Annotated in this window: 19 protein-coding genes; 12 read left to right on the top strand and 7 right to left on the bottom strand. The window is 50.4% G+C overall.

Annotated elements, in window-relative coordinates:
* Both NT002_05095 and NT002_05090 read right to left on the bottom strand, forming a co-directional pair.
* On the bottom strand, nt 1-432 hold a 432-nt coding region (locus NT002_05095), incomplete at its 3' end, for a hypothetical protein (protein MCX6828641.1).
* A gap of 131 nt (nt 433-563) precedes the next feature.
* Nucleotides 564-1454 (bottom strand): DMT family transporter, encoded by an 891-nt coding sequence (locus NT002_05090; GenBank protein ID MCX6828640.1) that lies wholly within the window; start codon nt 1452-1454, stop codon nt 564-566.
* A 46-nt stretch (nt 1455-1500) separates the two neighbouring features.
* Between NT002_05090 and NT002_05085 the strand changes: the two genes are divergently transcribed.
* The 12 genes from NT002_05085 (at nt 1501) to NT002_05030 (ending at nt 16474) form a co-directional block, all read left to right on the top strand.
* Nucleotides 1501-2382 (top strand): DMT family transporter, encoded by an 882-nt coding sequence (locus NT002_05085; protein ID MCX6828639.1) that lies wholly within the window; start codon nt 1501-1503, stop codon nt 2380-2382.
* Nucleotides 2383-2384: 2 nt separating this feature from the next.
* Nucleotides 2385-3248, top strand: a complete 864-nt coding sequence (locus NT002_05080) for a DMT family transporter (GenBank protein MCX6828638.1) — start codon at nt 2385-2387, stop codon at nt 3246-3248.
* A gap of 107 nt (nt 3249-3355) precedes the next feature.
* On the top strand, nt 3356-4933 hold the full coding sequence (locus tag NT002_05075; protein ID MCX6828637.1) for an OmpA family protein: 1578 nt from the start codon (nt 3356-3358) through the stop codon (nt 4931-4933).
* An 80-nt stretch (nt 4934-5013) separates the two neighbouring features.
* Nucleotides 5014-6744, top strand: coding sequence for a P-loop NTPase fold protein (locus NT002_05070; GenBank protein ID MCX6828636.1), 1731 nt, complete (start codon nt 5014-5016; stop codon nt 6742-6744).
* Between the two features lie 367 nt (nt 6745-7111).
* Nucleotides 7112-7582: a hypothetical protein gene (locus tag NT002_05065; GenBank protein ID MCX6828635.1), complete on the top strand. Its 471-nt coding sequence runs from the start codon at nt 7112-7114 to the stop codon at nt 7580-7582.
* A gap of 59 nt (nt 7583-7641) precedes the next feature.
* Nucleotides 7642-8205: a GNAT family N-acetyltransferase gene (locus tag NT002_05060; GenBank protein MCX6828634.1), complete on the top strand. Its 564-nt coding sequence runs from the start codon at nt 7642-7644 to the stop codon at nt 8203-8205.
* Nucleotides 8206-9000, top strand: a complete 795-nt coding sequence (locus tag NT002_05055; GenBank protein ID MCX6828633.1) for a hypothetical protein — start codon at nt 8206-8208, stop codon at nt 8998-9000.
* 261 nt (nt 9001-9261) lie between these two features.
* Nucleotides 9262-10410 (top strand): DUF362 domain-containing protein, encoded by a 1149-nt coding sequence (locus NT002_05050; protein MCX6828632.1) that lies wholly within the window; start codon nt 9262-9264, stop codon nt 10408-10410.
* Nucleotides 10411-10592: 182 nt separating this feature from the next.
* A complete protein-coding gene (locus NT002_05045; GenBank protein ID MCX6828631.1) occupies nt 10593-10949 on the top strand; it encodes a hypothetical protein in 357 nt (118 codons plus the stop codon).
* Nucleotides 10950-11017: 68 nt separating this feature from the next.
* Entirely contained in the window at nt 11018-13903 is a 2886-nt protein-coding gene (locus tag NT002_05040; protein MCX6828630.1) for a sigma 54-interacting transcriptional regulator, read from the top strand.
* 463 nt (nt 13904-14366) lie between these two features.
* Complete coding sequence (locus NT002_05035; protein ID MCX6828629.1) at nt 14367-14888, top strand: HIT domain-containing protein; 522 nt, start codon at nt 14367-14369, stop codon at nt 14886-14888.
* On the top strand, nt 14852-16474 hold the full coding sequence (locus NT002_05030) for an aconitase/3-isopropylmalate dehydratase large subunit family protein (GenBank protein MCX6828628.1): 1623 nt from the start codon (nt 14852-14854) through the stop codon (nt 16472-16474). The genes NT002_05035 and NT002_05030 overlap by 37 nt, the downstream gene beginning before the upstream one ends.
* A 168-nt stretch (nt 16475-16642) precedes the next feature.
* Here the strand turns inward: NT002_05030 and rho are convergent, their stop codons facing one another.
* The 5 genes from rho to NT002_05005 form a co-directional block, all read right to left on the bottom strand.
* Complete coding sequence (gene rho, locus NT002_05025) at nt 16643-17893, bottom strand: transcription termination factor Rho (protein ID MCX6828627.1); 1251 nt, start codon at nt 17891-17893, stop codon at nt 16643-16645.
* A 67-nt stretch (nt 17894-17960) separates the two neighbouring features.
* On the bottom strand, nt 17961-18308 hold the full coding sequence (gene rsfS, locus NT002_05020; GenBank protein MCX6828626.1) for a ribosome silencing factor: 348 nt from the start codon (nt 18306-18308) through the stop codon (nt 17961-17963).
* A gap of 18 nt (nt 18309-18326) precedes the next feature.
* Entirely contained in the window at nt 18327-18833 is a 507-nt protein-coding gene (locus tag NT002_05015; protein MCX6828625.1) for a hypothetical protein, read from the bottom strand.
* A gap of 42 nt (nt 18834-18875) precedes the next feature.
* Nucleotides 18876-19355, bottom strand: a complete 480-nt coding sequence (locus tag NT002_05010; protein ID MCX6828624.1) for a hypothetical protein — start codon at nt 19353-19355, stop codon at nt 18876-18878.
* A 147-nt stretch (nt 19356-19502) separates the two neighbouring features.
* On the bottom strand, nt 19503-20249 hold the full coding sequence (locus NT002_05005) for an NTP transferase domain-containing protein (protein MCX6828623.1): 747 nt from the start codon (nt 20247-20249) through the stop codon (nt 19503-19505).
* Nucleotides 20250-20255 lie beyond the last annotated feature (6 nt).

Genomic DNA, 20255 nt, shown 5'->3' with positions numbered 1-20255 from the left:
ATATGGCATATCTTTGAGAATGGCATATCCGAATCCTATACCGGGGCGAAAGACAAGCGCGCGGCCTTGCTCAGTTGCCCTCATTTTAAATGAAAAACCGAAATTGAGAAGGTCCTTGGTATCTTCTTTGCCTGAATTCACCCAGAACGGGAGGTTTCTTGGGATTTTTATGCTGTGGACATCAGCAAAAATCCCCAGATAGAGCCGTTTGGTGACCGGATAATCAAGGGCAATTCCCACGGCAAGTCCATTCTCTTTCATCCACTTTCCTATTTCCTCCTCGAATCCCACTGGCCCGGAACCAAGAAGTCCAATCTTCAAAGCAAATATGCCTTTGGGTTTGGCTTTGACCCCTCCAAAGGCAGGCGGAACCAGAGCAAACATTAGCGTACTGATGGCCAATAAAATAATTATGAGGCGACTCCTGAACATAAGACCTCCGTCATTTACAATGATGATTCTTGCCAATTCCAATTATATTGCCTGTCGGCTAATTGTCAAGGCAATTCGGAGGGATCTTTCTCGAACGATGGAATATTGCGGAAAAGCCGATTAAGAGGAGACTACTCCGCTATAACTGCCATTTTCTCTTTCCCACGGGAGAGAACAACAAAAATTCCAGAGAGAATCAAAGCCCCGCCGACCACGGTCCACCAGCCGGGAATCTGGTTAAAGAAGAATATGGCCAGGATAGTGGCGCCGATCGGCTCGCCCAGGATGGTGGTGGCTACCATGTGAGCCGGGACATATTTTAGAAGCCAGTTGTAGAGCGAATGTCCGAGAACGGTCGGGATGATGGCCAGCAGGAGAAAAATTATCCAGCTCCTGGCCGGGTAGTCGGTCATATTCTCGCCGTAAGCCAGAGAGATAATCAGAAGTGTCAGGGCGGAAATCGTATAAACAGGCAGGATATAGCCGAGGTTGTCGATGCGGGCGCGGAGTTGCCGCCCGATGAAAAGGTAGGTTCCGGCGCAGAAGGCGCCGATAAGGGCCAGGATATCACCGATGATGTATTCTTTACCGAGGTGCAGGTCGCCGCGCGAGATCACGGCCATCCCGATGATTGCAACGACCATGCCGACAACGGATCGAACCGGAATTTTATCTTTCAGGATCGCCGCCTCCATGGCCAGGATAAAAATCGGTTGGGTGGCGACGAGAATGGTTGAATTGGAGATAGTGGTATAGAAGAGGGAAGTGACCCAGAAGGCAAAGTGGAGTCCAAGGACTATACCTGATAGCACAAGCAGTCCAATCTGCTTGCGGGTGAGAATGCGGAAAGTCTGACGCATTTTGGGCAGAGCGGGGATTGCCAGAATCAGTGCCGCCATGCCCATCCGGTAGAAAGCGATGGGCAGAGGAGAAGCATCGGCCAGTTTGATCAGCACCGCCGCCCAGGAGACCGCGAAAGTGGCGACTAAGAGCGACAGATATAAAGTACCTTGGTTTACCATAAATTTATCGTATATTGGCCATTCAATATATGGAAACATAGGCCTTATGTCGATATATTTACTGATTGCAGTACTTTTCTGGGGGTTTTCGTATATTGCCATAAAGGTCTCACTCAAATATCTCACCCCGGTAGAGCTCATCGCCGCCCGATTTGTACTTGGCGGCCTGACCCTGTTCATAATTATCCTTTTCAAAAGGCTCTCGTTCAATTTTAAGGGGCAGCTGAAATATCTAATTCTGGCCGCCGGGATTTTATTCCTTCATTTCTGGGTGATGGCAACCGGGATGATGACGACGACGGCCACCAATACCGCCTGGATTTTGACCACAGCGCCGATATTTATCGCCATTCTTTCCTTTTTCGTTCTAAAGGAGTCATTCGGGAATTACCAGATTTTTGGTGTGATTCTGGCGACGATCGGAGTGATTTTCCTGGTTTCAAAAGGAGATTTGGGGTCGCTTGAGTGGATTTCCTCGGTCGGCGACTGGATTGTACTGGGGAGTTGTGTCACCTGGGCGCTTTATACCATTGTCAATCGGAAGCTCGCCCGGGGGCTTGACCCTCTGGTGGCGACTTTCTGGCTGATTGCGCTGGCGGGGATGGTGATTGTACCATACAGTCTGATAGTAAGCGGCGCCACGGTTTATTCCAGAATGGCCGGGGACGGTGTAATGGCAGTCGCTTTTCTCGGCGTGGGGTGTCTGGCGATTTCGTTCTGGTCATGGTCGGAGGGGCTGGCCCGGAAGCCGGCGGGCGAGGTCGGAATATATCTCTATTTGGAACCGCTATTCACCATGATAGGGGCCACAATATTTCTGAAAGAAGCGATTACTTTCTGGCTGGTGTTGGGCGCCCTTTTTATAGTTGCGGCCGTATATATTTCCGAGAAATTCGGCCGCATAAGAGTCAACGAGCATGATGTCTGATTATGATTAATCTTCTGCTGCTTCTGACCGTCATATTCTGGGGGCTTTCCTTTGTGGCGACCAAGATGGCCCTGGCGTATCTCTCGCCGGTGGAAATAATCGCATTGAGGCTGCTTCTGGGAACGCCTGTCCTGTATCTGGTAATACTTTTCAAGAAAATAGATATCAGTTTCAAGAAAGCGGATTATTTGATTATTCTGATTGCCGCTGTCGTTCTGGCCGTTCATTTTCTCATTCAGGCTTTCGGCCTGATATATACCAGCGCCACCAATACCGCCTGGCTGGTAGCGACCATACCGGTATTTATCGCCATGATGTCGCGTGTTTTTCTCAAGGAGAAGCTCTCGACAATCAAACTGGTCGGCATAACGGTGGCAACGCTGGGCGTGGTGCTACTGATATCAAAAGGGAAGCTCGACAGCCTGGGGTGGCTGAGTTCAGTCGGGGACTGGATTATACTTTCGAGCAGTATCACCTGGGGAATTTATACGATCATGACCCGTAATATCACGCGGCGGAATAATCCGCTGGCGGTCTCGATGGCGATACTGATAATGCCGGCATTGATACTGAACGGTTATGCGGCATTTACTACGCCGGTCTCGAAAATACTGAGTCTGCCTCCGGGGATAATCCTGGCTTTGATTTTCCTGGGGGTATTCTGTCTCGGGCTGGCGCACTGGTTCTGGCTGGAGGGGCTTTCGCGCAAAGGGGCGACGGAAGTAGGGGTATATATATATATCGAACCGGTCGTGACCACCATAGCGGCGATTCCGCTTCTGGATGAAAAATTAACTCTTATCACGATTATCGGAGCGGTGATGATTGTTGCGGGGGTATATCTGGTTCAGAAAAAGGGCGTCTGAGAGCGCCGGGCGGTTCGGCTGTTCACACCGATTCTTTTCTATTGCGATTTCTGTTTAAAACTCGCAATATTTTCGGGTCGGAAGGAATTTTTTTACAGGAGAAATATATGAAAACCTCGATGACGTTTGTGCTGGGGTTGCTGTGTGTGATAATCATGCAGAGCCCGGCTATGGCGCAGGGGACAGCCCCGATGAAGGAGCTGGAATCGCTTCTCGATTCGGCCAAGGCGGTCGAAGCGCCGGTATTTGCCCCGAAAACTTATCTCAACGCTGAAAACAAAATGGCGGAAATCAAGCAGGCGGTGGAATTGCAGAAAAAGCAGCAGTCGATTGATAATCTTGTGGCTGATTTCCGCAGTTACGCCGAGAATGCGATCAAGGCATCGGGCGTGGCTAAATTGTCGCTCTCGGAATATATGGAGCCGCGCAACAAGGCGCTCAAAGCGAAGGCGCCGGTGCTGGTGCCGACCCTCTATCAGACCGCCGAAACGCAATTCATGAAGGCAACCGAGAAAGTAGAGTCGGGCAATGTCAAGGGCGGGCTTAAAGAGGCGGAAAAGGCGGGGCCGTTCTTTGATAATGCCGAATTGGAGGCTATCCGGGTCGATATTCTGGGAAGCGCCGATAAGCTGATTGCGACGGCGGTGGCCGATGAAGCGCCCAAGCATGCGCTCACTACGCTCGATAAAGCCCGTACGGCTCGCGAGAAAGCCAATGACGTTCTGACCAAGGATCGCTACAACCGTAAGGAATCGCTCGAACTTGCCGCCCGGGCCGAATATGAGGCGCGTCACGCCTCGAATATCGCCATGTCGGTGCGTGCTCTATCGCGAAATGACCAGGCGTGGGAAAAGTTGATGCTGGGGTATGAAATTGAGATGCAAAAAGCGGCGACCGCGGCGGGAATTGATCTGCTTCATTTCGATAACGGCCCGACCGCGGCGGCGGACAGCCTGACGGCGGCGATCAGAAGCCTGAAGGGGGAGACAACCTCTCTGGCACAAGCATCAGAGGCGCAGGGAAAACAGGCGGAGGAGAAAGCGACCACGCTGGTGGAGCAGTTGAGCGCAACTATGACGAGGTTCGGCTCGCGAGAAGAATCGAAAGACCCGATGGTTCTGGCAAAAGAGCTGGATATGAAAGTGGCCGAGCTGATGAAGAACAAGGGTTCCATGGATAGCGTAATCGCGGCTACCACGGCCAAAGCGGACGAGTTGGCCAAATCGCAGGCGGAAGTATCGGCGGAATTGGCGTTACGCCAGGCCAAGGAGGAAAAACTGAATGCCGCCAAGGCGCTGATTAATCCCTCCGAGGGAGAGGTATTTCTCAATTCGGCCAACGATCTGGTGCTGCGGTTGCCGGGGATGTCGTTTGATGTCAGCAAGAGCGATATCAAGGACGAGCATGTCCCGCTTCTGAAAAAAGTGCAGGAGATTCTCAGCATGTTTCCGGAATCGAAGATCATGATCGAAGGGCATACCGACAACAGGGGAGATGCGGTGGCCAATACGCGCCTTTCGGAGAAACGGGCCTTTTCGGTGATGCAGTATTTCAGGCAGACGATGGCGATTCCGGCGGACCGGATTCAGGCGGCCGGTTACGGCTCGGACAAACCGGTGGCGACCAACGACACGCCGGACGGAAGAGCCAAGAATAGAAGGATAGATATGATTATATTGCAGTAGTACCATACAGCCGGACAAAGATGTAGGGACAGGACGGTCCCTGCTTTGATGCTGTATATAATAGGTTAGGCAGGTGAAATATGGCCAAGAAAGCATCCGACGACGCAGTAGAAGCCCTTGCACTTCTTAGCGACCAGCCGATAGGCGAAGGCACACCGACCACTGCCGATGGTCTCGGCTTTAAAATGTACTCTCGTGTACTGGCGGAAGTGGCAATACAGACCCCTGGACCCTTCACTGTTGGCGTTTTCGGGGAATGGGGGACGGGAAAGACAAGTTTGATGCGGCTTGTGGAGGAATACCTCGCCACGAGGAAGAACGTCATCACGGTTTGGTTCAACGCCTGGCGGTTTGAGAGTGATGAACAACCCATTGTTCCCTTAGTTGCCACAATCGTGCGGGAGATCGAGCGGAACAAGGACTTCCTTGCCACACTGGAAGACGGCGGTAGGACCTTCCTTCGTAGTCTTCGGGCGGTCGCGTACGGATTTTCGGCAAAATCGAAAGTTAAGATCCCCGGTTTCGCCGAAATCGAAGCGTCATTTGTCGCAAAGGATATGATTGAAAGGTCGGAGGCCATCGCACCAGACCCACTTCTCGATCGGAGCATTTTCTTCGATGCTTTCCAGCAACTGTCGCGCGCTCGCGTGCCAAGCAAGACGAGAGTCGTCGTTTTGATCGACGACCTCGATCGCTGTTTCCCAGACAGGGCTATCAAATTACTTGAGAGCATCAAATTGGTTTTGGCTCAACCGGGTTTCATTTTCTTTCTCGGCGTTGCAAGGAGGGTCATTGAGGGGTACCTGCAACACCGCTACGAAAAGGAATATGGTATTTCCGGATTCGAGGGCTATGCGTACCTCGATAAGATTGTTCAGTTGCCATTCCATATCCCTCCCCATAGGAATCGAATGTCAACTTTCTGGGACAGCGTGATGTCTCGTTTGACCGCGGGCGACCGCAAGAGTTTCAAGGAGCTTGTGCCAATCATAGACGTTGCATCAGGTAGTAACCCACGTACTGCAGTCCGGTTTGTAAATAACCTGCTGGTCGATAGAGCTATATTCAGGGCCACTGCCGGGGACGAAGCTTTCAGGGAAATGCCCGTTTCTTTCTTTGCTGTTTCCAGAAGTATGCAGCAGCGATGGCCGGCGATGTATGTGGCACTTGCCCGCTCTGACGAAATATGTCAGAAGGTGGCTCAATGGCTGAGCATAGGAATCCCTGAAGTTGACAGTATTGACGATCCTGCGTTTAAGGAGGCCGCGGGCCTTCTCAAGGTTCACCATGAACTAGTTGGTCTTCTGAAGACAGAGTATGGCTTGAGTTGGCTAACTGACCATGCTCGCAGGAGTGCGACAATCGATTTTCTGCAAAAAGAGCGTTTATGGGTACCGGAGGATACATCCGATACCACTGTAATATACGATGTGTTTCTCCGTTATGATAGGGGGGATATGGATTCGGCCGAGCTAGTGCGGCGGATACTCGCTGAAGAGGGACTAAAGGTCTTTGACATAAACATGAAATCGAGCACCGCAATAATGCTGCAGGGGGTTCCTGCGTCTGGGATTTCTTCTTCTCGCTTCGTGCTTTATCTCATCGGCGGGGGAGGAAAGTCGAGGGACTACCTGAGGTGGGAGATTGATCTGTCGTTATTGCAGAAGAAGCGAGTTATTACCGTTCTTCTTCCCGGTGTGGATATAGAATCGCTGCCCTCCGAGCTACGACCCAAAATAGCGTTCGGGTTGAATCAAATTAGCCGGGAATCATTGTCTTCGATCGTGCGGCTGATCACAGAGACCCGCTAGAGTGTCGCGGCAGCGCTCTTGTGGCTAGCTGGCACCGGCGCAACGATATGGCTAACAAGCCCGATGCAATTGAAGGCCGGGTGGCATTCCCTCGTCTAGGCCGCGTACTAAAGGGCAAGCAAGTCACGCGTGCGAGTGATTCGCCCTTAACAGTGAAGCGGGTCGACCCGTCTCCGTATAAATCTATATTGGATTTCAGGCAAATTATTATACTTGGTTTTCGGGAGAAACTGTTTATTTTTAAATACAGGCTTGATGGGCATACCTCGTCTGACATCATGGGCCGGTTGAAATTAGGCCGGCTTTAAGCAAATGAAAAATGAATAGTTTTGTGCTCTGGAATTGAAATGAGGCAGAGGAGATAGCTGTGAATGATGTGATAGCAGTTGAAAAAAACAGCCGCAGGCTGCGGGGGATTATTCTCAAATGCTATGATTATTTTGCACTCAGCATTCTGCTGGGGATGATGGTGGCGGCCGGTTTATTGATGCGGTCTGATGAAAAGCTGTGGGAGAGAGACTTTCTTCCCTTTGTGGCGACTGTCCGCCTGAATGCCGAAGTCAATTTCAACGGTCGGGAGTTTGTCATTGTCAACCATGACGCCTACGACTGGGCTTTTGTGAAACTTCAGGTCAATACCGGCTTGCAGGAGGGGGGATATGTTCTGAGAACAAGGAAGATCGGGGCCGGGAAGACGATGTTGCTGGACAGCTCCCGTTTCGCCAATGCCGATGGCACACCATTCGACCCGAGGTTTATCAAGCCGCGCAATTTCTCACTCTGGTGCGATATCCCGGCAGGATACGGGTACTGGTACCGGGAGTGGGAAGAATCGTAGGGGAATCATTTTGCCATAAGGCTGCCGATGATTGAGAGCCTATATATTATCGGGGAGATATGAATTTTCAAGTAACAGTCCTGGGCCATGAGCAGCGCGATGATTTCTATCGCATTCATTGCGAAGGGTGCGAAATGTCGGGTTGCTATTGCACCGCCTGGTGGGTGCCGACCTGGGAAGAATGGGAGAGCCGCACTCCGCAACAGAACCATGCGCTACGGGAGGACCTTTTTCGTGATGCCGTATATGACGGATATATCCTATATGCCGACAGTCGCCCGGTCGGTTGGTCCCAATGCGGGCCGAGGGATCGAATTCCCAAAGTGGCGCAGACATATAATTTGATTTCCGATGAACAGGCCTGGGCGATTACCTGTATTTACCTTGCTCCGGAGTTTCGCGAAATCGGGCTGGCGCATTTTTTCATAACCGAAATTATCAAGGACCTGACACGGCAGGGGATCAAGTATGTTCAGGGGTTTCCCCGGCGAGGTGCAAATCTCACTTCGGGCGATGTCTGGACCGGCCCGGAGGCGATTTTCCGGAAGGCCGGTTTTGAACTTGAACGGGATGACCCGCTTCATCCTGTTTATGGCAGAAAACTCAGTATGCAGGAGGGGTAGATGGCGGCCATTGTAATCCGTGACATGGATGAAAACTCCGAGCATTTTGTGGGAACCTGCTCCCACGTAGGGGAATCGGGCGAAATTGATGCCTCCGCTGCCGTGCGGATCGATTACCTCAAGTGCAAATGGAGACAGGGGCTGCGGGTGAAAGTGGCCTTTCTCGATCAGGCGCCGGTCGGATTTCTTTATCTACTGCCGATAGCAATTTCTCCATGGGGGCCGCTGGGGAAGGATTTAAATGTTGTCCCCTGTCTTTATGTCATTGAGCGGGGGAAAGGTAAGGGGGTCGGTCGGGCGTTACTGGTTGCGGCCGAAGATGAATCGCGACGGGCCGGGGCAAAGGGGGTTGTCATCTATGGTTATTACCATGATTTCTGGTTCATGCCGGCATCATATTTTGAAAAGCTCGGGTTCGCGCCGGTTCAGAGACGAGGTAATGAGGCACTTATGTGGAAAGTTCTGGACCCTTCAGCCGAACCACCGCAATTCATGACCAAGAAATATGAATTTAAACCGGTCGCGGATAAAATAGTGGTGGACCTGTTCTGGAACCGGCTATGCCTGACCAGTTGTATCGAAGCCAGACGGGTGCGCGAGGTAGCAGCGGAGTTCGGTTCCAAAGTTGTCCTTAATGAGTATCCGGCAGATGAGGCCTCAGTTCTGGCCCGCTATCATCTCGCCCGGGGGATTTTTGTGAACGGCCGCGAAATCGGCTGGGGATATGAGGCGCCGAGGGAAGGGATCCGTGACGCAATCAATGAAGCCATAAAGAAGACTCTATCCCAGTCTTAAGGAAAGAGTCAGGCTTTGGGGCGCGCTGCAAATTAGCAACTACCTCGCACTCAATTTCCCACTTTTCGGATCCTGGATCAAGTTCAGGATGATAATCCCCATTTCTTTTTGCCGAGAGCAAGCTTACGCCTTTTTAGGGCGGCTTTTCAACACTTATTCAGAATTGAATATTCTCAGTCCCGTTTGATTCAGACGTAAATTTCAAGGGAGCATTTTCTTCGTACAAAATCCCGGTTTCATTTCTGTCAATGACAGCGTATTATGTGCAACATGCTTGACTTGCCCAAGACCAGAGTTGCCATAGTAGCCTGCGACAGTTACAAGCAGGATATTCTTGACGAAAAGATTGAAGAGCTTCTCGATCTCCTCGGGGGCCTGGATAAGTATATCAAACCGGGGATGAGAGTTCTTCTCAAACCGAATCTCCTTTCGGCCAAGGAGCCAGCGCGGGCGATAACTACGCACCCGGAGATAGTTGCCGCCGTAGCGCGGAAAGTCAGAGAGCTGGGAGCGGAAGTCATTGTCGGCGATTCCCCCGGGGGCGCCAAACGAGGTGTCCAGAGAGTATGGGAGAATACCGGCATGTTGGCGATGGCGGAGCGAGAGAATATAAGACTGGTGAATTTTGAATCGGGCGGGGTGGTCAGGTTTGAAATTAACGGGAAGAGTTACCATCTGGCCAAACATGCCGTTGAAGCTGATTTTATAATTAGTCTCCCCAAGCTTAAGACGCATGTGCTGACCCTGATGACCGGCGGGGTCAAGAATATGTTTGGACTGATACCGGGATTTAGAAAAGGGGAGTATCATAAGGAAGCGCCCAAGCCGAACGACTTTGCCCAAATTCTGGTAGATATTTTGTCGTTGAAGCCGCCGGGGCTGACCATAATGGATGCAGTATTGGCAATGGAAGGGGACGGCCCCTCTTCTGGGACGCCGCGGTGGGCCAATCTCTTATTGGCTTCACCCGATGCGGTTGCCATTGACGCGGTCGCCTCGGAGATCATCGGCCTCAAACCGGATCGCGTGCCGACTACCAGGATTGCCTCAGAGGCGGGTCTGGGGATTGCCTGGCCGGAAGCGCTGGATATTGTGGGGGAGAAGGTAGTAGATATAAGATTTTCCGATTTCAAGCTGACATCTAACCGGAAGATTGAACTGATACCCGGAATTTTAACGAAATTGCTGGGGCGATATATCTGGGTGAGGCCGGCGATTTCGGAGAATTCTTGCACAAGATGTGATATTTGCGCCAATTCCTGTCCAACGGGGGCCTTAAGCAAGCATGTAAATGGCGTTCCCACTTTTGATTACGAAAAATGCATAAATTGCTGGTGCTGCCATGAACTGTGCCCATCGAAATCGGTTTTTGTCAATCAATCGTGGTTGGCAAAGAAATTCATACGTTAGGGGTAGCGACGCATAATTTGCGTCGCCAAAATTTGTGCTTGACAAATCTGTTGTTATTTAATAGAATAGGAGTAGCAGAAACTGCGACACGAATTATGTCGAGGTAAAAGAAGGCATAAACAGAGAGATATCGGGGATGAGAGACCTAGCATCCCCAAGGGTAATTTATGGAGGCAAGCATTATGAAGTTGACCAAGACTCTGGCATTAATTGCCCTGGTCATGGTTGTTATTTGCTTCAATGCTCCTGCTGTATTTTCCGGTGATGAACATCCATGGGATCAGGAGGGGGGCGGCGGCAGAACCACTGGCGGCGGATTGAATCCCGACACTGTGAGAACCGGAGGCAGTCCTACCACATCTTATGGACCGCGTGAAACAATAGACAAGTTTACCGGTTCATTGACTACATATGAGCGGCTCATGGTGACGATCAATTTTGTAGTCTGGTATCGTGACATTCCGACTTTCAGCCGAATTCAGTCGAGGAGTATTGACAAGGAAGCAAGGATAACAACGACCTGTATTGGTACAAGATGACAGGTTAATAAGAACCTAAAAAAATGAGCCTTACCTCACATCAAAACTCAGTTTTTGATAGCAGGCTTTTGGAAATTGAAGAGCAGTACCGCCAAAGAAAGCCTGATATCGCCGGCGAGATGGTAAGGGCCCTGGCGTCCTCAGATTATCAGCCCGAGGGTTATGAGCTGGGCCTGTTCAAATCGCTACGGGCACAGGACTATTTCAATTCCGGTAAATATCGAGAATCAATTCGTTTGGGGCTTGAGGCCAATCGTTTGCTGGCATCTTCGGCTTTTCATGTTCGGTCGGCCAGCGTCCTTTTCCTGCTTCACAAAGATTATCTTGCTCTGGGTGATTTGAAGACAGCCGAGCGTTATGCGCACGATGCTTATGCGTTTTATCGTCGGGCGGATGATCGTAATGGTATTGTTGATTCGCTGAACGGCCTGGGTCAGCTGGCGTTCATTCGTTGCGATTTTTCCAAGGCGATCGACTATGTGGTAGACGCGATCGAGTTTTCCCGGGGCGATAATGTCAGAATGGCGCGTTTAATCGGAAACCTGGGTCGAATTGAGATTCTAAACGGTGACTGGAGTTCGGCGGAAAGTAACCTGAAGACAGCACTTCAACTGTCCGGCGACCTGGGGCAGAAGATTTCCGTGGCCAGGAACCATCTCTCCCTTGGTTATCTTTATTTAAGGCAGCGGCAATTCATCCTTGCCGGCCGCGAGTTTAAATCGGCCGCGGCCATTATCAATGAGAATGATTTCCGCAGGGAGCGGGTCATTATGGGCGAGTATGAAGGAGAGTTGGCCATTGAAATGGGTGATATCGTTCAGGCTCGGATAAAACTTAATGACGCCTATACTCTGGGTCGGGAATTGGCCCCGGAATCATCGCTGATAACGCAGGTCACGCGACGTCTGGCGCAGGTTGAGCTGTCCCTTGATAATCTTGATGAAGCTCTTACGCTGGCCCAGCGCTCGTATGATTTATCAGTTAAGGTGGGCGAGAAAACGGAGATAGGGCTCAACCAGATGGTTATGGCTGAGATTTTTTCGGCGCGTGGAAACACGGCGGCGGCTATCGAATATGGGCAGAATGGTCTGGAAGTGCTGAGAAAAGTGGGCGATCCGTATGACATTGCGCGGGCTTTATTGACCAAGGCTGACATTTATATCCGGGCGGCCGAAGCACATCGCGGCGCCGTGGAAAAATCATTCGATGAGGCCTTTCGGATTTTCAATAATCTCAAGATATTTTATTGGTCGGCAGAGACCCGGTTCCGCCAGGGGGTATTTTGGTGTCAGAATGCCAATATTTCGGGCGGATTCAAAAATTTGCATGAAGCCGAGAAAATATTTGAAACCATTTCGGAGAAAGCAAAAATAAGGAGTGTCCATCTTTTTCTGCAGGAGCTTTCGCGTCAGGCGGTGGCCCGCTCGCTTTCGAATGACAATGAATTTAAAATCTTCGGGAATTATTTTACGGATAAAGAGTATCTGAACCTTAAATCGGGTCACATTCAGGAAATTATCGACATTCTCGGAAAGCGCACCGGGGCCGGGCGGGTGATTCTGTACAGTTATAATCAGAATGGGGGGGATATATTTTCCACGTTGAATTTGACCGATTTTCAAAAGAAGAGATTTATCCAGCAGTTTACCGATTTATTGGGGGAGGAATTCCACAGCGATAAACCGACTCTGCTGCTCGACAGTCGCCGGGATCCATTCATAAATGATTTGCTCCAGACGGAAAAGGGCGTATCGATAGCCAGCGTGATAGTGACGCCTCTCCTGCTGGGGAAAGAAGTCGCGGGTTATGTTTATCTTGACCGTCTATCTTCCAACGGGACTCTGTCGCCGTTTGGTCAGCAGGAGCTGAATTTTACGGTCGGCTTTGCCGATCTAATTGCGCTCAAGCTGGCCGAATACGGGCGGGTTCTGCTTGAGGAGGATAACAAGCGTCTGAAAGCTCAGCTGCTTGAAAAGGCGGCCTTTCCCAATATCATAACCCAGAACAAGCAGATGTTTGAAATGCTTTCGCGGGTGCAGCAGGTTGTCAACTCCAGTATTTCCATTTCGATTGAAGGTGAGACCGGCTGCGGGAAGGATTTGCTGGCCAAGACCATTCACTATAATTCGGACCGCCGCGATAAGAGGTTTATTTCGGTCAATTGTGCCGCGCTACCCGAAACGCTTCTGGAATCGGAGCTCTTCGGTCATAAAAAGGGAGCTTTTACCGGTGCCGATCGCGATAAGGCAGGTCTTTTCGAGGAGGCTGACTGCGGCACATTTTTTCTGGATGAAATCGCCGACATGCCCCTTTCGATTCAGGCCAAGGTTCTCCGCATTCTGGAGGAAAAGGAGATTGTGCGCCTGGGAGAGACCCGGCCGGTGAAAGTCGATGTGAGGATTATTTCTGCGACCAATAAAGATTTGAGGATGGAGATGGATGCGGGGAAGTTCCGGCAGGACCTGTTCTACCGTCTGACCGCGCTCTGTTTCAGGATTCCACCTTTAAGAGAGAGACGCGAGGACATTCCTCTTCTGATAAGGCATTTCGCCGGTGAAGAAGCCCGCTTTGCTCCCGATGCATTGCGCGCACTGGTGGCCTTTGATTGGCCGGGAAATGTTCGTGAATTGGAGAATGAAGTAAGGAAGCTGATTCTTCTTGCGGGAGAGAATGGTATCATCGATATTTCCCTTCTTTCCGACAAAATCATTCCGACTCACAAGCCGGAGGAAAGCGGCGAACTTGATCTCAATATTGATATCGATTTCAATGACAAGTTCACGCTTTACGATTATCTGGCGGAATATGAGAAGCGATTTATCATCAAGGCTCTGCGTGAGCATGGCGGTATAAAGAAGCATGCGGCGGCGCTGCTTAATATTCCGGAATCGACCTTGAGGTTGAAAATCAAGCAGTATAATATCGACCTTGGCAGCATTAATTCGATCAATTAAATAATCCCCCGACATAATGGGATTTTGGTTTTGCCGGGACCGGCGGCTGTTTTCGGTTTTCCCGGAGAATTTGAAATTTGGAATAAATTGTTATAAAAGACAAAAAAATCCTTGCTAATATATTTAAGAGTTTCTTAAAATTGTCGAAAATATGTGGTAGACAACAGAATGTGGAGAATCCAAGACGACTGCTCGATAACCACTTTAACTAAAATCGATTGATTATCCATCAATCCATCGGGAGGTGAAAAAGCTGATGGCAGGAAAGACTCCGACTAAGAAGGAAAAGAAGAAACCCAAAAAGGCAAAAAAGAAATAAGGCCGTTTCGTTATTTTTCCAATCAGATTATGGGCTCCCCCGGTGGAGCCCTAATTTTTTGCCAGGCTGCGGCGGCCGAAAATTAGCTTATGATTTTTCAGAAACCGTTTGTCCTGTGTCAGAATTTTTGTATATTCCCAACCTATGAGTGAAAAGTTCATCTGGGCGCCGTGGCGTTCCGAATATATTCTGGGTCCGAAAGAAAAAGGGTGCATCTTCTGTAACCGCATCAAACGGAAGAGCGATGTCAAAGATCTGATAGTTCATCGGGGGAAGAAGGTCTTCGTCATCCTGAATCGGTTTCCTTACAATTCGGGTCATGTCATGGTGGTACCGTATCGACATATCGGGTCATTGAATCATCTGACCGGGGATGAGGCGCGGGAATTTTTCGAACTCACGCGGCAAACGGTTGAAGTCATCAAGAAAACGCTGCATCCGCACTCCTTCAATCTGGGGATGAACCTCGGCAAGGGTTCAGGAGCTGGAGTGCCGAGCCATTTGCACATGCATATTGTTCCCCGCTGGAGCGAGGATACAAGTTTCATGCCGGTTATCGGCAAGACAAGAGTAGTATCATTTGACCTGGGTATGATTTACCGAATGTTGAAAGAAGGGTTTGATACTCTATGCCCCGAGGGAAGATCCCGACCAAAGCGGAGCTGATCCAGCTTCAGAGATTATACAAGACCGACGAGAAGATAGCCGAGCGGCTGGGGGGGGTCTCGGCTCAGTTGGTCGCCTACTGGCGGCGCAAAAAAAATATTGCCCGGAATTCTTTTCCCAAGTTTTCTCAGGCGGAAATACAAGAGGTGTGGGAACGGTTCGGCGATGATTATCGTTGCGGCCTGGAACTTGGGATTTCGAAAGCGGCTTTTTACAACTGGCGGCGCAAATACAATCTTAAGGATAAACCGGCCTTCCTGAAATTGGAGCAGCTGGAATTGAATCTTGGTGGGCCAAGTCGCGGGGTGGGGAAGAAGTTCAATTATGGCGGACGAACCATCGCGCAAAAGATAATTGCCGAGAGAGCGGGGCAAGAGAAGGTGGAAATCGGGGAGACGGTTACGGTGGAGCCGGATCTGGCTCTTGCCCATAACACGGCTTCACTTGTTTTGAGGCAATTTCGGGAATCGGGTCTCAGTTATGTCTGGAACCCGAACCGGATTGTTATATCGCTCGATCAAGCGTCGTCGGCAGCGAGCTCCGAAACTGCGGTCGCTCATAAGGAAATACGGGAATTTGTCAAGCGACAGAATATCAAGCATTTTTATGATGTTGGCGAAGGAGTCTGTCATCAACTGGTTGTTGAAAATGGGGACATTCTGCCGGGGCAGCTGGCGGTGGGGACCGATATTCATACAACTTCCTATGGCAGTATCGGCGCTTTTGCCGCGACCATAGGTATGGCCGAAATGGCGGCTCTATGGTCATCGGGTCGGCTATCGATGACTGTTCCGCAGACTATCAGCATTGCCATCAACGGAAAAGTACCGCGGGGCGTATATGCCCGCGATGTTATCCTTTTTATTGTCCGGAATCTGACGGCATCACGAGTTGAAGGGACGGCGATTGAATTCTATGGTTCGATCGTATCGCAGATGTCGATTTCCGAAAGATTCACCCTTTCGCACCTTTCCATGGATCTGGGGGCGGTGACGGCGATCTGTCCGTTCGACTCCACGACACGGCGGTATTTTTTGGGGAGAACAAAGATGCCCTATCGACCGGCCCTGGCCGACAAGGATGCCTTATACGAAGCGACTTTCGAATTTAATATCAATCAAATCAAGCCGCAGGTGGCACTTCCGGATAAAGCTGACAAGGTGGTTGATGTTGTGAGTCTTGAAGGGCTGCCGCTCAATCAGATAATTTTGGGCTCCTGCGCCAACGGCCGTCTTGACGACCTGCGTATTGCCGCCGATATCATCAAGGGGAAACGGATTCATCCCGATATCAGAATGATGATCTACCCGGGCTCGCGGGGGATTTACCTGGAGGCGCTCAAGAAGGGCCTAATTCGGGCATTTGTGGAGGCGGGTGCACTGGTGATGAATCCCGGGTGCGGACCGTGTCCCGGAAATTATCAGGATATTCTGGCTCCGGGAGAAAGGTGTCTTTCCACGGCGGCTCGTAAGGCGGGGTCGGCCGCGGATTCAGGCGGGCCAGAGGTTTATCTGGTCTCGCCGGCGACGGCGGCCATATCGGCAATAAAGGGAGTTCTGACCGATCCGACCGGGTATGTCAAATGAGGCGTGCCGCCGCTATTGAGAATTTCTGAACTTCCCTCGATATTCATTATCTGAATGGGGTAACACTGACTGCAGATCGTGATACGCCCACGGCACGCATTCTAATAGGATTTTGCCTGACCTTCAATCGAGGTACAGTCAGCAGGGGGAGCACTTCTCCTAAGGGCGCTAATCTTTCATCGACTGCAGAAACTTCTCATTGGTCTTGCTCTTTTTCATCCGGTCGGCCAGGAATTCCATCGCCTCGATCGGGTTCATTTCGGCGAGGAATTTACGGAGAATCCAAACCTTAGAAAGGACGTCGGGTGGCAAGAGAAGCTCTTCTTTGCGGGTGGAACTGCGGTTTAGGTCCATGGCGGGGAAGATGCGCCGGTCGGAGAGGCGGCGGTCAAGCACCATTTCGAGATTGCCGGTGCCTTTAAATTCTTCAAAAATAACCTCGTCCATCCGCGACCCGGTTTCGATCAGCGCGGTGCCGATAATGGTCAGGGAACCACCCTCTTCAATGTTGCGGGCGGCGCCAAAGAAACGTTTCGGTTTGTGGAGCGCGTTGCTATCCACACCGCCGGAGAGGATTTTCCCCGAATGGGGGACAACCGAGTTATGTGCGCGCGCCAGACGAGTGATACTGTCGAGGAGAATTACGACATGGTATTTATGCTCCACGAGGCGTTTGGCCTTCTCCAGGACCATATTGGACACCTGAACATGGCGTTCGGCCGGCTCATCAAAAGTAGAGGAAATCACCTCGCCTTTGACCGAGCGCCGCATATCCGTAACCTCTTCCGGTCGCTCATCGATGAGGAGGACGATTAATTTGACTTCGGGATGATTGGTGGTGATGGAGTTGGCGATTTTCTGCAGAATCATCGTCTTGCCGGCCTTCGGGGGCGAAGTAATCAGAGCGCGCTGGCCCTGGCCAATCGGGGTCATCAGGTCCATGATGCGGGTCGTCAGTTCTTCAGGATTGACCTCCAGCTTGAAAGAGACATTGGGATAGAGGGGGGTCAGATTATCGAAAAGGATTTTATGTTTGGAGATTTCGGGGTCTTCAAAATTGATAGCTTCAATTTTGAGCAGGGCGAAATATCGTTCGCTGTCCTTGGGTGAGCGAACCTGACCGGAAATGGTGTCGCCGGTGCGGAGGTCAAACCGCTTAATCTGGGACGGGGAGACATAGATGTCATCGGGCCCCGGAAGATAGTTATAGTCGGGGGATCTCAGAAACCCGTATCCCTCGGAGAGTATCTCGAGAACACCCTCGGCGAAGATCAATCCCTCCTGCTGGGCTGCGGTTGCCTCCATGACTTTGTAGATCAATTCCGACTTTCTCAGTCCCGAAACGCCGGGGATGTCAAGCGACTCGGCGATTTGCAGGAGCTCGGCGATGGTTTTGTTTTTCAGTTCGGAGCTTTCGATCACATTAACCTTATTCATAGTAACTCACTTTCCGTTCAATACCTTTTCTTTATAGTGTAAAGGAGTGTTATTTCAATTCTTCAACGGGAGCATCCCCCCAGAGTTTTTCCAGCGCATAGAATTCTCGGGCCGATTTGTGGAAAATATGCACGACGACATCGACATAATCGAGCAGAATCCATTTGCCTCCCCGTACGCCCTCACGATGCCAGGGCTGGATACCCTTGGCAAGCAGACCCTCATCGACCGCATCCGCAATAGCCTGAACGTGAATGTCAACATCCCCGCTGACTATCACAAAATAGTCGCAAATCGAGGTGAGGTTCTTTAATTTTAGGATTTTAACGTCGTAACCTTTTTTGGAGAGCGCCAGTTTTCCTGCTGTTCGTGCAACAGATAAGGGTGTTGGGTTCAAATTCCTTTCTCTATACTCCTATTTTGTGGATTTAAGGAACAGATTACTGCAATCCGTACCCAGTACTAAAGTAACAGTAATACTTCGATAATTATTCTCGATCGGTTCGTAGACGATGTTTTCGGATTCCAGTCCCAGCTGCCCGGCCAGAGCCGCGGCCATAGAGAGATCGGGTTCCCGGGAAATCAGGAAACTCTTTTTTACATCGTAGGCTTTGAAGTCGAAGACCTCCAGGACACTTACCTCAAGAGGTGGCTTGACCAGCGAGGGAAGCCCCCTGGCGATTTTATCGGCCACACCGCGCATCCCGCACCCGTTAAGAATCTGCAGACGGATGCCCTGGACAGGGGAGTCGATGGTTTTGGAGACGCCGTTGGTGATTTTAAGGGCGAAGCTGGCACCGTAGACGACCACCAGGGCAAAAATGGCGACAATGGCCAATTCCAGGAAACGGGAATTTCTCTTGACCTTCGGGGTCCGCCGTTTCACGCTGATATGTTTGTTCTGGGATCTTCTTATAAACATTTATTAATCGTCAAAAATGAAGTGGGTAGCAGCAGGAGCGGTTTACTGGTTTTCAGACCTCCACGGCATCGTCTGGTAAGGGGAATATAGGTAATACAGGTCGGGGACGGTTTCGAATCCAACCGAAATATTAATATTGCTGGAGGGGTGATAATCAAGTCTGAAACCGGGCAGGAGAGTGGCGTTGCTATTGTGGTTGTTGCGGTCAAAAAGATTTCCGGGATTGTGAGCAACTCCCATTTTGAGATTGAGTGAAAGCGAAGATGATATTTCATAGAAAATGGAAGATGTTAAAAGTCCCAGGCTACCTGAGGTTCCGCCACCGGAGAAGAAACTGAGAGAATAGGAATTGGACCATTTTATTCTGGACAAGTCAATGAGTGAAAACGGCTTGCTGGCCGGTTTGAGACCCAGGTAGTCGCTCTTAACTGATTGAATTTCGGCTTTGTCAGTCAATTGTGCTGACAAGGTCGCCGATAAAAATACTACCAATATTACCGTGAAAAATAATGTCTTGTTCATAAATTTCCAGCTTAAAAGCAGGTTCAATTAATAAGTTATCTGTTTTAAAAACTTTGTCAATCTATTTTTATCTCCGTGTACATTATCGGCCGGGACAGGATGGCACAATAGTTCCAATAGGTAATACCGTGCAGCAAGCGGTTTCGTTTATATTTTTTTTGCCTTTATGGCTGATTCGAGGGATGAAAGCTGTTCCAGCGAATTGACACCCTCAACCTCAAGAGAGTCGGAGACTTTCCAGACAGCGCATCTTTTGCCGGCTTTCCGAAGGATTTCAATCGAGTCGGTGATATAATATTCCTTCTGCACATTTTCATCCGTGACCTGATGAAGCGCCCAGAACAGGTCGCGACTGTTGAAACAGAACAGACCGCTGTTAATTTCCCTTATTTTCTTGGTTTCCGAGCCGGCGTCCTTTTCCTCGATAATGGCGGCGAGGATATCGGTGTTATCCTGTCGGACAATTCTGCCGTACCCTCGGGGATTGTCCAAATCGGCGCTGAGGCATGTGGCCGAGGCATTATTGAGAGTGTGAAACTCAAAGAGACTCTTTATCGATTTGGCCGACAGGAAAGGAACATCGCCGTTGGCGACCAGTATGGTGCCCTCAAATCCGCGGAAGACATCCTCGGTCACTATGACCGCGTGCCCGGTCCCTTTCTGCTCTTTCTGCCAGATAAATTCAACCTTGAAGTCTCTTAACTCTTCAATCACAAGTTCACCTTTATGTCCGATTACCACGACCGTGCGGTCGAGGGCAACACCGGACATGGTTTCCAGGAGATGTCGGATGAGAGACTTGCCGTTGATCCGATGCAAAACCTTGGGCAGGTCGGATTTCATCCTTTTTCCTTTGCCGGCGGCAAGGATTATGGCCGCAAAATTACTGGTCATATTTGA

This window comes from Candidatus Zixiibacteriota bacterium (assembly GCA_026397505.1).
Classification (GTDB): Bacteria; Zixibacteria; MSB-5A5; order GN15; family PGXB01; genus JAPLUR01.
The sequence above is the reverse complement of the archived record's forward strand: the minus strand, read 5'-3'. Positions and strand labels throughout refer to the sequence as shown.

Bases quoted from the DNA above. Each gene is read 5' to 3' on its own strand.
- NT002_05090 (MCX6828640.1), bottom strand. From the start codon at position 1,454: ATGGTAAACCAAGGTACTTTATATCTGTCGCTCTTAGTCGCCACTTTC.
- NT002_05085 (MCX6828639.1), top strand. From the start codon at position 1,501: ATGTCGATATATTTACTGATTGCAGTACTTTTCTGGGGGTTTTCGTAT.
- NT002_05080 (MCX6828638.1), top strand. From the start codon at position 2,385: ATGATTAATCTTCTGCTGCTTCTGACCGTCATATTCTGGGGGCTTTCC.
- NT002_05075 (MCX6828637.1), top strand. From the start codon at position 3,356: ATGAAAACCTCGATGACGTTTGTGCTGGGGTTGCTGTGTGTGATAATC.
- NT002_05070 (MCX6828636.1), top strand. From the start codon at position 5,014: ATGGCCAAGAAAGCATCCGACGACGCAGTAGAAGCCCTTGCACTTCTT.
- NT002_05060 (MCX6828634.1), top strand. From the start codon at position 7,642: ATGAATTTTCAAGTAACAGTCCTGGGCCATGAGCAGCGCGATGATTTC.
- NT002_05055 (MCX6828633.1), top strand. From the start codon at position 8,206: ATGGCGGCCATTGTAATCCGTGACATGGATGAAAACTCCGAGCATTTT.
- NT002_05050 (MCX6828632.1), top strand. From the start codon at position 9,262: ATGTGCAACATGCTTGACTTGCCCAAGACCAGAGTTGCCATAGTAGCC.
- NT002_05045 (MCX6828631.1), top strand. From the start codon at position 10,593: ATGAAGTTGACCAAGACTCTGGCATTAATTGCCCTGGTCATGGTTGTT.
- NT002_05035 (MCX6828629.1), top strand. From the start codon at position 14,367: ATGAGTGAAAAGTTCATCTGGGCGCCGTGGCGTTCCGAATATATTCTG.
- NT002_05030 (MCX6828628.1), top strand. From the start codon at position 14,852: ATGCCCCGAGGGAAGATCCCGACCAAAGCGGAGCTGATCCAGCTTCAG.
- NT002_05015 (MCX6828625.1), bottom strand. From the start codon at position 18,833: ATGTTTATAAGAAGATCCCAGAACAAACATATCAGCGTGAAACGGCGG.
- NT002_05010 (MCX6828624.1), bottom strand. From the start codon at position 19,355: ATGAACAAGACATTATTTTTCACGGTAATATTGGTAGTATTTTTATCG.
- NT002_05005 (MCX6828623.1), bottom strand. From the start codon at position 20,249: ATGACCAGTAATTTTGCGGCCATAATCCTTGCCGCCGGCAAAGGAAAA.